At 64.0% G+C, this 14,906-nt stretch carries 11 protein-coding genes; 8 read left to right on the top strand and 3 right to left on the bottom strand.

Going from position 1 to position 14,906, the window contains the following annotated elements; all coding sequences use genetic code 11:
• The first annotated feature begins 29 nt into the window (after window positions 1-29).
• From rimP to RIdsm_RS25730, 5 genes are all read left to right on the top strand, one after another.
• Window positions 30-602 (top strand): ribosome maturation factor RimP, encoded by a 573-nt coding sequence (rimP, locus tag RIdsm_RS25750; RefSeq protein WP_057812150.1) that lies wholly within the window; start codon window positions 30-32, stop codon window positions 600-602.
• A 2-nt stretch (window positions 603-604) separates the two neighbouring features.
• A complete protein-coding gene (nusA, locus tag RIdsm_RS25745; protein WP_057812152.1) occupies window positions 605-2,236 on the top strand; it encodes a transcription termination factor NusA in 1,632 nt (543 codons plus the stop codon).
• 26 nt (window positions 2,237-2,262) lie between these two features.
• Window positions 2,263-2,895, top strand: a complete 633-nt coding sequence (locus RIdsm_RS25740; protein WP_057812153.1) for an RNA-binding protein — start codon at window positions 2,263-2,265, stop codon at window positions 2,893-2,895.
• Complete coding sequence (gene infB, locus RIdsm_RS25735; protein WP_057812155.1) at window positions 2,892-5,399, top strand: translation initiation factor IF-2; 2,508 nt, start codon at window positions 2,892-2,894, stop codon at window positions 5,397-5,399. Before RIdsm_RS25740 ends, infB begins: the two co-directional genes overlap by 4 nt.
• 636 nt (window positions 5,400-6,035) lie before the next feature.
• The gene (locus RIdsm_RS25730) at window positions 6,036-6,788 is read left to right on the top strand and encodes a class I SAM-dependent methyltransferase (RefSeq protein ID WP_057812157.1); all 753 of its coding nucleotides are present in this window, start codon (window positions 6,036-6,038) and stop codon (window positions 6,786-6,788) included.
• Between the two features lie 9 nt (window positions 6,789-6,797).
• Here the strand turns inward: RIdsm_RS25730 and mutT are convergent, their stop codons facing one another.
• The 3 genes from mutT to RIdsm_RS25715 are packed head-to-tail and all read right to left on the bottom strand — an operon-like array spanning window position 6,798 to window position 9,282.
• Window positions 6,798-7,196, bottom strand: coding sequence for an 8-oxo-dGTP diphosphatase MutT (mutT, locus tag RIdsm_RS25725; protein WP_057812159.1), 399 nt, complete (start codon window positions 7,194-7,196; stop codon window positions 6,798-6,800).
• On the bottom strand, window positions 7,193-8,422 hold the full coding sequence (gene argJ, locus RIdsm_RS25720; protein ID WP_057812161.1) for a bifunctional glutamate N-acetyltransferase/amino-acid acetyltransferase ArgJ: 1,230 nt from the start codon (window positions 8,420-8,422) through the stop codon (window positions 7,193-7,195). The genes mutT and argJ overlap by 4 nt, the downstream gene beginning before the upstream one ends.
• A gap of 2 nt (window positions 8,423-8,424) precedes the next feature.
• Window positions 8,425-9,282, bottom strand: a complete 858-nt coding sequence (locus RIdsm_RS25715; protein WP_057812162.1) for a peptidylprolyl isomerase — start codon at window positions 9,280-9,282, stop codon at window positions 8,425-8,427.
• A gap of 184 nt (window positions 9,283-9,466) precedes the next feature.
• Between RIdsm_RS25715 and secA the strand changes: the two genes are divergently transcribed.
• The 3 genes from secA to RIdsm_RS25700 all read left to right on the top strand — a co-directional run bounded on the left by secA (window position 9,467) and on the right by RIdsm_RS25700 (window position 14,903).
• Entirely contained in the window at window positions 9,467-12,169 is a 2,703-nt protein-coding gene (secA, locus tag RIdsm_RS25710; RefSeq protein ID WP_057812164.1) for a preprotein translocase subunit SecA, read from the top strand.
• Window positions 12,170-12,275: 106 nt separating this feature from the next.
• On the top strand, window positions 12,276-13,316 hold the full coding sequence (locus tag RIdsm_RS25705) for a hypothetical protein (RefSeq protein WP_057812166.1): 1,041 nt from the start codon (window positions 12,276-12,278) through the stop codon (window positions 13,314-13,316).
• Between the two features lie 24 nt (window positions 13,317-13,340).
• The gene (locus RIdsm_RS25700; protein WP_057812168.1) at window positions 13,341-14,903 is read left to right on the top strand and encodes a phosphate ABC transporter substrate-binding/OmpA family protein; all 1,563 of its coding nucleotides are present in this window, start codon (window positions 13,341-13,343) and stop codon (window positions 14,901-14,903) included.
• Window positions 14,904-14,906 lie beyond the last annotated feature (3 nt).

Here is a 14,906-nt window from a genome sequence, read left to right as displayed (position 1 = left end):
GCGCCCGTTTTTTTGTGTTTGAAGGACCGATGAGCAACACCCTGATCGCCAAATCCGCCATCGACCGCAGGATGGCCGAGATCATCACCCCCGTCATCGAGGACATGGGGTATGAGCTTGTGCGCGTGCGGCTGATGGGCGGGAAGACCGCGACGCTTCAGATCATGGCCGAGAAACCCGATGGCGGGATCGAGGTGGATGATTGCGCCGATATTTCGAACGCGGTGAGTGCCGTGCTGGATGTCGAGGACCCGATCACCGATGCCTATACGCTGGAAGTGTCGAGTCCCGGGATCGACCGGCCTTTGACACGGCTCAAGGACTTCGAGGAGTTCGAGGGGTACGAGGCGAAGATCGAGACGCATGAGCTTATCGAGGGCCGGAAACGGTTCAAGGGCGTGCTGGCCGGGGTCGAGGGCGGCGAGGTGCTGATCAATCTCGACGAGGGCACCGTGGGGCTGCAGTTCGACTGGCTGGCGGATGCCAAGCTGGTGCTGACCGACGAGCTGATCCGCGACATGTTGAAGGCGCGCAAGGATGCGGGCGTGCTCAACGAAGAACAATTTGACGATATCGAGACCGACGGGTCGGAGGAGAAATAAGAATGGCAATTACCTCTGCAAACCAGCTTGAGCTGTTGCAAACCGCCGAGGCCGTGGCGCGCGAGAAGATGATCGACCCCGGCCTTGTGGTCGAGGCGATGGAAGAAAGCCTCGCCCGTGCAGCCAAGAGCCGGTACGGCGCCGAGATGGATATCCGCGTGAGCATCGACCGCAAGACGGGGCGGGCCACGTTCACCCGCGTGCGCACGGTGGTCGAGGATGACGAGCTTGAGAATTACCAGGCCGAGATGACCGTCGAACAGGCGAAGCAGTATCTCGAGGATCCGAAGGTGGGGGATACCTTCGTCGAGGAAGTGCCGCCGGTGGACATGGGCCGGATCGCGGCGCAAAGCGCGAAGCAGGTGATCCTGCAGAAGGTGCGCGAGGCCGAGCGGGACCGTCAGTATGACGAGTTCAAGGATCGGGCGGGCACCATCATCAACGGCGTGGTCAAGCGCGAGGAATACGGCAACGTCATCGTCGATGTGGGCCGGGGCGAGGCGATTCTGCGCCGGAACGAGAAGATCGGGCGCGAGAGCTATCGCAATGGGGACCGCATCCGCTGCTACATCAAGGATGTGCGGCGCGAGGCGCGGGGCCCGCAGATTTTCCTGAGCCGGACGGCGCCGGAATTCATGGCCGAGCTGTTCAAGATGGAGGTGCCGGAGATCTATGACGGCATCATCGACATCAAGGCCGTGGCGCGTGACCCGGGCAGCCGTGCGAAGATCGCCGTGATTTCCTATGACAACTCGATCGACCCTGTCGGCGCCTGTGTCGGTATGCGCGGCAGCCGGGTTCAGGCGGTGGTGAACGAGCTGCAGGGTGAGAAGATCGACATCATCCCGTGGAACGAGGACCAGCCGACCTTCCTTGTGAACGCGTTGCAGCCGGCAGAGGTGAGCAAGGTGGTTCTCGACGAGGAAGCCGAGCGGATCGAGGTTGTCGTTCCCGAGGATCAGCTGTCGCTGGCGATCGGTCGTCGTGGTCAGAACGTGCGGCTGGCGAGCCAGCTGACGGGTCTCGACATCGACATCATGACCGAGGCCGAGGACAGCGAGCGCCGTCAGAAGGAATTCGAGGAGCGCACCAACCTGTTCATGACCGCGCTTGATCTTGACGAGTTCTTTGCCCAGCTTCTGGTGTCGGAAGGCTTCACCAACCTCGAAGAGGTGGCCTATGTCGAGCTGGACGAGCTGCTGGTGATCGACGGCGTCGACGAGGACACCGCCAACGAGCTTCAGGCCCGGGCGCGCGATGTTCTGGAAGCCCAGGCGCGCGAGGCTCTGGAGAAGGCCCGCGAGCTTGGCGCCGAGGACAGCCTTATTGACTTTGAAGGCCTGACACCCCAGATGGTGAGGGCACTTGCCGAGGATGGCGTGAAAACGCTGGAAGACTTCGCCACCTGCGCCGACTGGGAATTGGCCGGCGGCTGGACGACGGTCGACGGTGAGCGCGTCAAGGATGACGGCCTTCTCGAACCTTTCGATGTCTCGCTCGAGGAAGCGCAGCACCTTGTCATGACCGCCCGGATTTCGCTGGGCTGGGTCGACCCCGCCGATCTTGAAGACGACGAGGAAGACGAAGAAGGTCTCGAAGAGACCGCGGAAGTCGAAGAGGAGGGCGAGGCCTGATCCTTCAGGCCTCGCGGTAGCGTCTCATGGGTCGCGGTGGGCAGCCCAAGGACCGGTCGGAAGGTCCCGAACGCAAGTGCATTGCCACGGGCGAGGTGCGGCCGGTCGAAGGAATGATCCGGTTCGTGACGGGGCCGGACAACCAGATCGTGCCCGATCTGCTTGGCAAGCTGCCGGGCCGGGGCATCTGGGTGAGTGCGGACCGGGCGGCGCTTGAGAAGGCGGCCGCCAAGAACCTGTTCGCCCGCGCCGCCAAGCAACCGGTGCAGGTGCCGGAGGGTTTGGCGGATTTCGTCGAGGCGCAGCTTTCGCTGCGGGTGACGAACCTGATCAGCCTGGCCCGGAAGGGCGGCGAGGCGGTGTGCGGATACGAGAAGGTCAAGGACTGGCTTCAGAAGGAAGAGGCCAGTGTTCTGATCCAGGCCAGCGACGGGTCTGAGCGGGGGAAATCGAAGCTGAGCACGCCTTATGGCGGCGATTTCATAGGCTGGCTTACGGCTGACGAGCTGGGCCGGGCCTTCGGGCGACAAACCGTGATCCATGCCGCACTGGGGGATGGCGGTTTGCCGCTACGTGTTGTAGAGGAAGCGGCAAGGCTGAAAGGCCTGCGCGTCTCGGGTGGCGAAGAAAGCCATCGGAAAGGAAGAAAGACCAGATGAGCGACAACGACGGGAAGAAAACTCTGGGTGTGCGTGGCGGTCCCCGGTCGGGGAACGTGAAGCAGAGCTTCAGCCATGGCCGCACCAAGAACGTCGTGGTGGAAACCAAGCGCAAGCGTGTCGTGAAGCCGGCGAAACCCGGCGGCGCGCCCGGTCGTTCTGCGCCTGGCTCCTCGCAGACATCGGCTGACGGCACCAGACGGCCCGCCGGGATTTCCGATGCCGAAATGGAGCGCCGGATGAAGGCGCTGCAGGCGGCCAAGGAACGCGAGGTCGAAGAGGCCGCCCAGCGTGAGGCCGAGGAGAAGGCCCGCGAGGAAGAGAAACAGCGCCGGCGCGAAGAGGCCGAGGCCAAGGAGCGCGAACAGCGCGAGGCCGAGGAAAAGGCCAAGGCGAAGGCCGAGGAAGAAGAGCGCAAGCGCCAGGAAGAGGCGGACGCCGCGAAGCGTGCCGCCGAGGCCGCCGCGCAGCCGGCCCCGGAAGATGCCGCGCAGCAGCAGACGCGCGCGCCTGCCAAGGCCGCCCCGCCGCGCCGCGACGATGGCAAGAACAACGACCGTGACCAGAAGGGCAAGGGCCGTGGCAAAGGCCGCGACGATGGCCGCCGGTCGGGCAAACTGACCCTGAACCAGGCGCTTTCGGGCGGCGAAGGCGGGCGTCAGAAATCTCTGGCCGCGATGAAGCGCAAGCAGGAGCGCGCCCGGCAGAAGGCCATGGGCGGCGCGCAGGAGCGTGAAAAGGTCGTTCGCGACGTGCAGCTGCCCGAGGCCATCGTGGTGTCGGAGCTGGCCAACCGTATGGCCGAACGCGTCGGCGACGTGATCAAGGCGCTGATGAACAACGGCATGATGGTGACGCAGAACCAGACCGTCGACGCCGATACCGCCGAGCTGATCATCGAGGAATTCGGTCACCGCGTCGTGCGGGTGTCGGATTCGGACGTGGAAGACGTGATCGACAGCGTCGAGGACAAGGAAGAAGATCTTCAGCCGCGGCCGCCGGTCATCACCGTGATGGGCCACGTCGACCACGGCAAGACCTCGCTTCTCGATGCGATCCGCGATGCCAAGGTTGTTTCCGGCGAGGCCGGGGGCATCACCCAGCATATCGGCGCCTACCAGGTGACGACGGAAAGCGGCTCTGTGCTGAGCTTCCTCGATACGCCGGGTCACGCCGCGTTTACCTCTATGCGGGCCCGTGGTGCGCAGGTGACGGATATCGTGGTGCTGGTCGTGGCTGCCGACGATTCGGTGATGCCGCAGACGGTGGAGGCCATCAACCACGCCAAGGCGGCCGGCGTGCCGATGATCGTGGCGATCAACAAGTGCGACAAGCCCGAGGCGAACCCGGACAAGGTGCGCACCGAGCTGCTGCAGCACGAGGTGGTCGTCGAGGCGATGTCGGGCGACGTGCAGGACGTGGAAGTGTCGGCGATTTCCAAGCAGGGTCTGGACGACCTTCTGGAAGCGATCGCGCTTCAGGCCGAGATCCTCGAGCTCAAGGCGAACCCGAACCGGGCCGCCGAGGGGGCCGTGATCGAGGCGCAGCTTGACGTGGGCCGCGGCCCGGTTGCGACGGTTCTCGTGCAGCGCGGGACGCTGCGCCAGGGCGATATCTTCGTCGTGGGCGAGCAGTACGGCAAGGTGCGTGCGCTGATCAACGACCGCGGCGAGCGGGTCAAGGAAGCCGGGCCGTCGGTGCCGGTCGAGGTGCTGGGCCTGAACGGCACGCCCGAGGCGGGCGACGTTCTTAACGTGGTTCAGTCGGAAGGCCAGGCGCGCGAGATCGCCGAGTACCGTCAGAAGGCGGCGAAGGAGAAACGCGCCGCCGCCGGGGCCGGGACCACGCTGGAACAGCTTCTGGCGCAGGCCAAGGAGAACGAGAACGTCAAGGAACTGCCGATCCTGGTGAAAGCCGACGTGCAGGGTTCGACCGAGGCGATCGTTCAGGCGATGGAGAAGATCGGCAACGAAGAGGTGCGCGTGCGCGTGCTTCATGCGGGTGTCGGCGCGATCACCGAGTCGGATATCGGCCTTGCCGAGGCGTCTGGCGCGCCGGTGATCGGCTTCAACGTGCGGGCCAATGCGCCGGCGCGGAACAGTGCCAACCAGAAGGGCGTGGAAATTCGCTATTACAGCGTGATCTACGACCTCGTGGATGACGTTAAGGCGGCCGCGAGCGGCCTGCTGGGCGCCGAGATCCGCGAGAACTTCATCGGTTATGCGCAGATCAAGGAAGTCTTCAAGGTTTCGGGCGTCGGCAAGGTGGCTGGCTGTCTTGTGACCGAGGGGATCGCCCGCCGGTCTGCCGGGGTGCGCCTGCTGCGGGATGACGTCGTGATCCACGAGGGCACGCTGAAGACGCTGAAGCGCTTCAAGGACGAGGTGTCGGAAGTGCAGTCGGGTCAGGAATGCGGGATGGCGTTCGAGAACTACGACGACATCCGCCCGAACGACGTGATCGAGATCTTCGAGCGGGAAGAGGTCGAGCGTAACCTCGACTGATGCCTTCGGCAGAGTACGGAATCGAAAGGGGCGGGATCATTTTCCCGCCCCTTTGTATTCTAGGATCGTGAGGTCTTTGTCAGGCCGCCTTGGAAACAGGCCGCCCGCTAAGGGTCTTGCCGCCCACGCTGACCGTGATGCGACCGTCGGGCAATGATGCGACGTACAACCCCTGGGCCAGGATGCTGGTCCCTATGGATATGGTTCTGAGCATTATATTCCCCCAAGAAATAGTGGTTGCAAAATAGCACAATTATCCGGCGAAAGAAGACAGTTTCGCAAAAATGTCATGCCGCGACGGGTTTATGTGATGAAAGCCGTTCACCGGGTATTGCGGCCGGTGGGGACATCGGAACGCGGCGTGGCGTAAGTCATTGAAGCGCGTCCATTTGAAGGGGGTGTCTTCAAAGGTGTGGTGCGCGGTCCCGGCCTGTCAGCCGTCGGTTGGTGACAGAATGGTGTCGCTGTTGGCAGCGAAGCACGGCAACCTTTCGGAATGTCGGCCACGTATTCTCCTTACTTTTCGCGAATCAGGGCGGTGCCGGATGCCGTCCCGGGGCGGAGGGCGGAATTGCCTTCGCTGAAAGAGTTCACTACATCCTGAAGCCGATGATTTCTTGATCGGGTGTGGACGCGATGGCCTCGTTCCTTGGTTACGGGCGGAAAACCGGTGGCGAGGCCGGGGGCTTGCCGCTGCCGCCGCCGAAGCTTCGGATGAACCATGCGTCTGAGAAGGAAGACGAGGTTTATTGCCGGCACGCGGTGTTCCTTGTTCGGGCGGTCTTGGCGATGCTGGAGGTCGACAGCCTGTCGAAATACAAGCGTGGCTTTGACGGGTTGGCGGAGGCGGATATCCTCGACCTGGGGTGCGGGACGGCGCGGTTTCTGCACGGGCTGGCGCTTGAGGGGATGCTGCCGAGGAAGTTCACGGGTGTGGACGTTCAGGCGAAGCATATTCGCTGGTGCCGCGACAACCTTTCCGGCCGGGGAAATTTTCACTTCCAGCATGTCGATGTGCAGAATGACCGGTACAACCCGTCGGGCCGGGCGACGATTCATGGCCAGATCGACCCGGCGCATCACGATGCGGATTTCGTGATGATCCGGTCGGTCTTTACCCATATGCGCACGGCGGAGGCGGTGCAGACTCTGCACGAGGTGCGCAACATCATCGCGGGGGACGGGCGGGTGTACCTGACGGTGAATGTCGCGCAGAACGCCGAGGCCTGGACCGACAGACCGGACGGGCGAGCCGATGGCGACAACCTTCTGAAGGTTCAGTTCAACAAGGCCTATTTCGAGAACATGATCGACGAGGCCGGGTTCGGGGTTTCCGGGTTCGCGGAGAATGTCGAGAACCAGTGCGCCTATCTGCTGAGGCCGGTCTGAGGGCGGTGGTCAGAGCCAGTCGCGGAGCATGGCGATCAGGGGGATGTCGGCGGGGGGCATCGGGTAGTTGCGCAGCTCGTTCACGCGGGCCCATTTGAGGGTCTGGCCCTCGCGGCCTTGTGGTGTGCCTTCCCATTTGCGGCAGGCGAAGAGGGGCATGAGAAGGTGGAAATCGTCATAGCTGTGGCTGGCGAAGGTGAGGGGCGCGAGGCAGCTTTGCCAGGTTTCGATGCCCAGCTCCTCGTGCAATTCGCGAATCAGGGCGGCCTCGGGGGTTTCGCCGGGTTCGATCTTGCCACCCGGAAATTCCCAGAGGCCGGCCATGGATTTTCCCTCGGGGCGTTGTGTCAGAAGGATGCGGCCGTCGACGTCGATGAGGGCGACCGCCGAGACTAAGATGGTCTTCATGAGCGGTAATCGGCGTTGATGTCGATGTAGCCGTGGGTGAGGTCGCAGGTCCAGACCACCGCGCGGCCGCCACCGAGGCCGAGATCGACGTGAATCTCGAGCTCGGGGTTCTTCATGTAGGCCGCTGCCGCGTCTTCCGAGTAGTCGGGGTTCACCCAGCCATCCTTGGCGACGAGGATATCGCCGAACCAGATGCTGAGCGTGTCGCGGTCTGCGGGCGCGCCGGATTTGCCGACGGCCATGACGACGCGGCCCCAGTTCGGGTCTTCGCCGGCGATGGCGGTTTTCACCAGCGGCGAGTTGGCGATGGCGAGCCCGTGGGTGCGGGCGTCGGCATCGCTGGAGGCACCGGTGACCGAGACGGTGACGAACTTCGTGGCGCCTTCGCCGTCGCGCACGACCTGGTGGGCAAGGTCGAGCATGACACGCCGCAGCCCTTCCATGAAGGTGATGCTGTTTTCCGTCACGCGGATGCCAGAGGCGCCGGTGGCGGCGACAAGCAGCGTGTCGGAGGTGGAGGTGTCGCTATCGACGGTGATGCAGTTGAAGGTGGTCTGGTTCAGGGCCGAGACCATGGATTGCAGGATTGGCTGTTCGATGGCGGCATCGGTGAAGATGTAGACCAGCATCGTTGCCATGTCGGGGGCGATCATACCGGAGCCCTTGGCGATGCCGGCGATGCGCACGGGTTGGCCGTCGATTTCCACCTGCGTGCCCGAGCCCTTGGGGAAGGTATCGGTGGTCATGATGGCGCGGGCGGCGTTCTCGATGCCGGTAGGGTCGAGATTGCCCTTCAGCTCTTCAAGCTTGGCGGCAATGCGGCCATGGGGCAGCGGTTCGCCGATCACGCCGGTGGAGGAGGAGAAGACCCGCGCCTCGGGGACGTCGAGGGTCTTGGCGACGGCGGAGGTAACGGCGGTGACCGCCTCTTCGCCGTTGCGGCCGGTGAAGGCGTTGGCGTTGCCGGAGTTGACGACGATCGCCGCGCCGGCCTCTGACTGGAAACGGATCTTCTTCTGGCAGTCGAGCACTGCCGCCGAGCGGGTGGCCGACCGGGTGAAAACCCCGGCCATGGCCGTGCCCGGTGCGAGCAGCGCGAGCATCACGTCGCGCCGCCCGGAATAGCGCACTCCGGCCTCTGCCGTGGCAAAGCTGACCCCGCCGATCTCGGGAAGCGTCGGGAACGCTTCGGGGGCCAGCGGGGAAAGAGGAGGGGTTGCGCCCATGGTCAGTTCTCCAGGAGGCTGGTGTCGTTGATCGCCTCGGGATTGATGCCGGAAATATCGGCGCGGTCAATCTGCGCATCTTCCGAGAGTTTCTCGACATGGGCCGTGAGCATCTGTTCGCGGGCCTGGCTGGCCAGTTCGTCGCGGACGGTTTCGAACTCGGGGCGTTCCTTTTCGCGGGTTTCGGCCAAGGTCACCACGTGCCAGCCGAACTGGGTTTCGACCGGGCCGGAGACCCCGCCGGGTTCGAGCGCCGCGACGGCCTCGAAGAAGGGTTGCACCATGTCGCCTTCGCCGAACCAGCCGAGATCGCCGCCGGAGGGGGCGGAGGGGCCGGTGGAGTGTTCGCGCGCGAGCGCGGCGAAATCGGCGCCGTCTTCCAGCTGGGTCACGAGATCCTGGGCTTCTTCCTCGGTCTCGACGAGGATGTGCGAGGCGCGATATTCGGTTTCGCCGGCCTCGTCGGGGTATTGCTCTTCATAGGCCGCTTTCAGCGCGTCCTCGTCGAGGCCGCCGGCCATGACCTCGGAAATGACCTCGCCTGCGGTGACCGCGCGCTCTTCGTTTTCGAGGAGAATTTGGCTTTGCAGGGAGAGCTCGCCCTCGAAGGACTGTTGGAGGAGCGTCTGCTGGATCAGCTGATCGATGATGCCCTCGAACAGAAGGGCGGGCGGGAATTGATCATATTGCCGCGGCAGATCGGCGCGGACGGCGATGACGTGGCCAAGGGTGATCTCGGTGCCGTTGACGGTGGCGAGCACTTCGCTCGGGTCGGCGGTTTCCTGGGCCTTGGCGGCGGGGCTGAGGGCCATCGCGGCTGCGAAGGCGGCCGCGAGGATGGGGCGGAAGGTTGCGGGCATGGGCTGTCCTTTTCTGGTCGGGATCAGGGCGCGGCGCCCTGTTACGTTGACACTCGTTCGGCGGCCCCTTACATCGCCTTATGATCAAGGCAGGACCGCCCGCTGGCCCCGTTCTAGGGGGGCATAGAGGCAGGGGCAAGCAATTGCCTTTCACGAACTTGCGAAACACCGGAACGGACACGCTATGCTGGGTATCAACACTGTCGCCAAGAAAATCTTCGGGACAGCAAACGACCGGAAGGTAAAGGCGACACGCCCGCTTGTCGACAAGATCAACGCGCTGGAACCGGAGTTCGAGGCGCTGAGCGACCAGGGGCTGATTGACCGGACAGCGGACCTCAAGGAGCGGGTGGCCGGGGGCGAGAGCCTCGACAATATCCTGCCGGAAGCCTTTGCCAACTGTCGCGAGGCCGCGCGCCGGGCGCTGGGGCTGCGGGCGTTCGATGTGCAGCTGATGGGCGGGATCTTCCTGCACCAGGGCAATATTTCCGAGATGAAGACGGGTGAGGGCAAGACGCTTGTTGCGACCTTCCCGGCCTATATGAATGCGCTGACCGGTGGCAGCGTGCATATCGTGACCGTCAACGATTACCTGGCCAAGCGGGATGCCGAGTGGATGGGCAAGGTTTACGGCGCGCTGGGCATGACCACGGGCGTCGTTTATCCGCAGCAGCCCGATGGCGAGAAGAAGCAGGCCTATGCCTGTGACGTGATCTACGCCACCAACAACGAGCTAGGCTTCGACTATCTGCGCGACAACATGAAATCGTCGCTTCGGGAGATGAGCCAGCGCGGGCATCACTTTGCCATCGTCGACGAGGTGGACAGCATCCTGATCGACGAGGCGCGGACGCCGCTGATCATTTCGGGCCCGGCGCAGGACCGGAGCGAGCTTTACGTCACCATCGACAAGCTGATCCCGTTGCTGACGGAAGAGCACTATACGATCGACGAGAAGACCAAGAACGTGACCTTCACCGAGGAAGGCAACGAGTTCATCGAGGAGACGCTGCGCGAGAACGGGCTGATCGAGGAGGGGCATTCGCTGTATGACCCCGAGAGCACGACCATCGTGCACCACGTCAACCAGGGCCTTCGGGCGCACAAGCTGTTCCAGAAGGACAAGGACTATATCGTGCGCGACAGCGAGGTTGTGCTGATCGACGAGTTCACCGGGCGGATGATGCCCGGGCGGCGCCTTTCGGAGGGTCTGCACCAGGCGATCGAGGCGAAGGAGGGCTGCAAGATCCAGCCCGAGAACGTGACGCTGGCCCAGGTGACCTTCCAGAACTACTTCCGCCTCTACGACAAGCTTGCGGGCATGACCGGGACGGCGGCGACCGAGGCCGAGGAATTCGCGCAGATCTACGGGCTGGGCGTGGTGGAAGTGCCGACCAACCTGCCCATCGCCCGGATCGACCAGGACGATGCGGTTTATCGGACGCAGGAAGAGAAATACAACGCGATCATCGAAGCGATCCAGAAGGCGCACGAGAAGAAGCAGCCGGTTCTGGTGGGCACGACCTCGATCGAGAAATCGGAGGTTCTGAGCCAGCTTCTGACCAATGCCAAGGTGCCGCATAACGTTCTGAACGCGCGCCAGCACGAGAAAGAGGCGCAGATCGTCGCCGATGCCGGCAAGCTGGGCGCCGTGACGATCGCCACGAACATGGCCGGCCGCGGCACCGACATCAAGCTGGGCGGCAATGTCGATTTCAAGGTGATGGAGGCCATCGCCGCCGAGCCCGAGAAAGACCCCGAGGAGATTCGCCAGCGGATCGAGGCCGAGCACGAGGCCGACGAGAAGGCCGTGAAGGAAGCCGGGGGCCTGTTCGTTCTGGGCACCGAGCGGCACGAGAGCCGGCGGATCGACAACCAGTTGCGCGGCCGGTCGGGCCGGCAGGGCGACCCGGGGCGTTCGGCGTTCTTCCTGAGCCTCGACGACGACCTGATGCGGATCTTCGGGTCGGAACGGCTTGAGAAGGTGCTGTCGGGTCTTGGCATGAAGGAAGGCGAGGCCATCATTCACCCGTGGGTGAACAAGTCGCTGGAGCGGGCGCAGGCCAAGGTCGAGGGGCGCAACTTCGACATCCGCAAGCAGCTTCTGAAATTCGACGACGTGATGAACGAGCAGCGGAAGGTGATCTTCAAGCAGCGGCTCGACATCATGAAGGCTTCGGACCTGAGCGAGATCGTTCAGGACATGCGCGGCGAGGTGATCGACGAGATGATCGATCAGTACATGCCGCCCAAGACCTATGCCGACCAGTGGGACATGGAAGGGTTCGACGCCGCCGTGCGCGAGAAGCTGAACCTTGACCTGCCCGTGGTGGAATGGGCCGACGAGGAAGGTGTCGACGACGAGGATATCGCCGAGCGGCTGGAAAAGGCCGCCGACGAGATGATGGCGCAGAAGGCCGCTGCGTTCGGCCCCGAGAACATGCGCAGCATCGAAAAGCAGATCCTGTTGCAGACCATCGACCAGAAATGGCGCGAGCACTTGCTGACGCTGGAACACCTGCGCAGCGTCGTGGGCTTCCGCGGTTATGCGCAGCGCGACCCGCTCAACGAGTACAAGACCGAGGCGTTCCAGTTGTTCGAGACGATGCTCGACAGCCTGCGGCAGGACGTGACGCAGAAGCTGTCGCAGATCCGGCCGATGACCGAGGAAGAGCAGCAGTCGATGATGCAGGAGATGGAGCAGCAGCGCGCCCAGATGGCCGCCGCTGCCGAGACCCAGAAGGAAGGGCAGATCGTTCAGGAGACGTCTTCGCCCGAGGGGTTCGATGAAAACAACCCCGAAACCTGGGGCAACCCGGGCCGGAACCAGCCCTGCCCCTGTGGATCGGGCAAGAAGTTCAAGCACTGTCACGGCCAGTTTTCCTGAGCTGTCAGCGCCATAACCAGAGCATAATCAAATCATAAGGCTGCCTCACGGCGGCCTTTTTCTCTTTCTAGAACTCCCCCTGATCTTTTCGGTGTGGGAGAATGCCATGATCAGTGCCAGACGTATCATAACGGTCCTCGGGACGTTGATCTGTGCCGCGGGAACCGGGTTTTTCATGCAGCACTACATGCAGTCTCCGGACAAGGCGGCCCAGGCCAGCAATGTTCAGGTGGCGTCGGTCAACGCGATGCAGGACGTGGTTCCGCTTGTCGAAGAGGCGCGCAAGGCGGCCTTCGAGGGAGAGGACGAGGTTCAGCTTGAGGAGATTGCCCTCACCGCCGCCATTCCGGTGCCGCCGTCGGCCGCGCCGCAGCCCGAGCTTCTGCCGGATGCCCCGGTGACGCTGGCTGCGCTTGAGGATGAGCCGATCACCGAGCTGCCGCAGGAAGAGCCTGCGCCGAGCTTCGGCTGTGACATTGCGTTCGAGGCCCAGCCCGTTGCCGCGGCGATGGTCAGGCTGACGCTGTCGGCGCCGTGTCTGTCGAACGAGCGGTTCACGCTGCACCACAATGGCATGATGTTCGCCGATGCCACCGATGCGAATGGCAAAGCCGAGATCAGCGTGCCTGCGCTCAACACGTCGGCGATCTTCATCGCGACCTTTGCCAGCGGCGCAAGCGCCGTGGCCGATGCCGAGGTGGGCACGCTGGAATATTACGACCGTGCCGTGGTGCAGTGGAGCGGGCCGGAGGGGCTTGGCATTCACGCGCTGGAATACGACTCGCTTTACGAGGACGAGGGCCACGTGTGGTCTGGTGCCGCCCGTGACATGGCGAGCGCGGCCAAGGGCGAGGGCGGGTTCATCACCCGGCTTGGCGACCCCGACGCGTTCAACCCGATGATGGCCGAGGTTTATACCTTTCCGTCGGGCACCGCGCTGAAGGAAGGCATGATCCGTATCAGCCTCGAAGCCGAGGTGACGGAGGCCAACTGCAACACCGATATCGAGGCGCAGATCCTGCAGAAATCGGGCAACACCCGGATGGATGCCCGCGAGCTGGTGCTTGCCATGCCGGAATGTGACGCGGTTGGTGACTATCTGCTGTTGAAAAACCTCTTTGATGACTTGAATATCGCCCGCAACTAAACAGCTGCGGCCGGGAGTCATTTCATGGCGATTGTACGTGCGGCGATCTTCGCCGCACTTCTTCTTTTTTCCTTCGTCCCCACAGCCCGGGCGCAGGATGTCACGCTGATATCGCGCGACGGAGATGTCGAGATATCGGGTAATCTGGTGGGGTTCGACGGCGAGTTCTACCGTGTTGATACGGTTTACGGCGAGCTGACGGTCGATGGGTCGGGCGTGGTGTGCGAGGGGCCGGGGTGCCCCGACCTCGAGGCGTTCGTGGCGCGGGTGACGTTTTCCGGGGCGCCGACCGTGGGCCGGGTGCTGATGCCGGCGCTGATCGAGGCGTTTGCCATCCGCAACAGCTTTCAGGTCGATCGCGAGGTCGTGTCGGACCGCGAGACGGTCTACCGGGTGACCGACCCGGGGCAGGATGGCCGCGTGCTGGGCGAGTTCACCTTCCGGCTGAACAACACCGACGAGGGGTTTGCCGACCTGCTGGCCGATGAGGCCGATATCGTGATGGCGATGCGGGAGGTGCGGCGCGAGGAAGTGGTGCGCGGCCGCGAGGTGGGGATCGGCGACCTGTCGTCGCGCAATGGCAGCCGGGTGATTGCGCTGGATGCGCTGGTGCCGGTGGTGGCGCCGTCGAACCCGGTGCAGTCGGTCTCGCTGACCGAGCTGGTGCAGGTGATGACCGGCGAGATCGACAACTGGCAGGCGCTGGGCGGGCCTGACGCGCCGATCGCGGTGCATGTGCACGGGCCGCGTTCGGGGCTGGGGCAGGCGACGGAGGACCGGCTGTTGAAACCCGCCTTCGAGAAGCTTCTGGAGGCGGTGACCTTTCACCCGGCGGGGCCGGGGCTGGCCCGGTCGGTGGCGGCGGACCCGTTCGCGATTGGCGTGACCAGCCGGTCGGAGACGGACGCGGCGTGGGAGCTGGCGATACGAGGCGAGTGCGGTTTCGAGCTTCGGGCCGGGCGGCAGGCGGTGAAGACCGAGGATTATCCGCTGACCTCGCCGATGTTCCTGTACTTGCCGGCGCGGCGGTTTCCCAAGCTGGTGCGCGAGTTCCTGTCGTATCTGCGAGACCCGTCGGCGCAGCTGGTGATGCGGCGGGCCGGGTTCGTCGACCAGGCGCCCGAGGAGATCGCGATCCACCAGCAGGGGGATCGGTTCGCCAACGCGATTGCGCGGGCCGGGGAAGAGACGCAGCTTGAGGAATTGCAGCGGATGGTGTCGTTCCTGACGCCGCTGAAACGGCTGACCACGACGTTCCGGTTCGAGACAGGGTCGGTGCGGCTGGATGCGCAATCGCGGTCGAACGTGCAGCAACTCGCGCGGGCGATGGAGGTTGGGCTTTACGACTCGCGCCGGCTGGTTTTCGTGGGGTTCAGTGACAGCGACGGGGCGGCGGCGGCCAATCTGAAGATTGCCCAGAGGCGGGCCGACGCGGTGCGCGACGCCGTGGTCGAGGCGGCAGAGACGGCGAACCTGTCGCGGATCGGGCTGGAGACGGAAGCGTTTGGCGAGGCGATGCCGATGGCCTGCGACGACAGCGCCTGGGGCCGGCAGATCAACCGGCGGGTCGAGGTTTGGGTGCGCTGATGC

This window comes from Roseovarius indicus (assembly GCF_008728195.1).
Classification (GTDB): Bacteria; Pseudomonadota; Alphaproteobacteria; order Rhodobacterales; family Rhodobacteraceae; genus Roseovarius; species Roseovarius indicus.
This window is presented reverse-complemented; position numbering and strand designations above follow the sequence as displayed.

What these genes read in the sequence shown, in the direction of transcription:
- RIdsm_RS25715 (WP_057812162.1), bottom strand. Translation starts at nt 9,282, where the DNA reads ATGCCCGCAACCTTCCGCCCCATCCTCGCGGCCGCCTTCGCAGCCGCG.
- nusA (WP_057812152.1), top strand. Translation starts at nt 605, where the DNA reads ATGGCAATTACCTCTGCAAACCAGCTTGAGCTGTTGCAAACCGCCGAG.
- RIdsm_RS25730 (WP_057812157.1), top strand. Translation starts at nt 6,036, where the DNA reads ATGGCCTCGTTCCTTGGTTACGGGCGGAAAACCGGTGGCGAGGCCGGG.
- argJ (WP_057812161.1), bottom strand. Translation starts at nt 8,422, where the DNA reads ATGGGCGCAACCCCTCCTCTTTCCCCGCTGGCCCCCGAAGCGTTCCCG.
- secA (WP_057812164.1), top strand. Translation starts at nt 9,467, where the DNA reads ATGCTGGGTATCAACACTGTCGCCAAGAAAATCTTCGGGACAGCAAAC.
- mutT (WP_057812159.1), bottom strand. Translation starts at nt 7,196, where the DNA reads ATGAAGACCATCTTAGTCTCGGCGGTCGCCCTCATCGACGTCGACGGC.
- RIdsm_RS25700 (WP_057812168.1), top strand. Translation starts at nt 13,341, where the DNA reads ATGGCGATTGTACGTGCGGCGATCTTCGCCGCACTTCTTCTTTTTTCC.
- rimP (WP_057812150.1), top strand. Translation starts at nt 30, where the DNA reads ATGAGCAACACCCTGATCGCCAAATCCGCCATCGACCGCAGGATGGCC.
- infB (WP_057812155.1), top strand. Translation starts at nt 2,892, where the DNA reads ATGAGCGACAACGACGGGAAGAAAACTCTGGGTGTGCGTGGCGGTCCC.
- RIdsm_RS25740 (WP_057812153.1), top strand. Translation starts at nt 2,263, where the DNA reads ATGGGTCGCGGTGGGCAGCCCAAGGACCGGTCGGAAGGTCCCGAACGC.
- RIdsm_RS25705 (WP_057812166.1), top strand. Translation starts at nt 12,276, where the DNA reads ATGATCAGTGCCAGACGTATCATAACGGTCCTCGGGACGTTGATCTGT.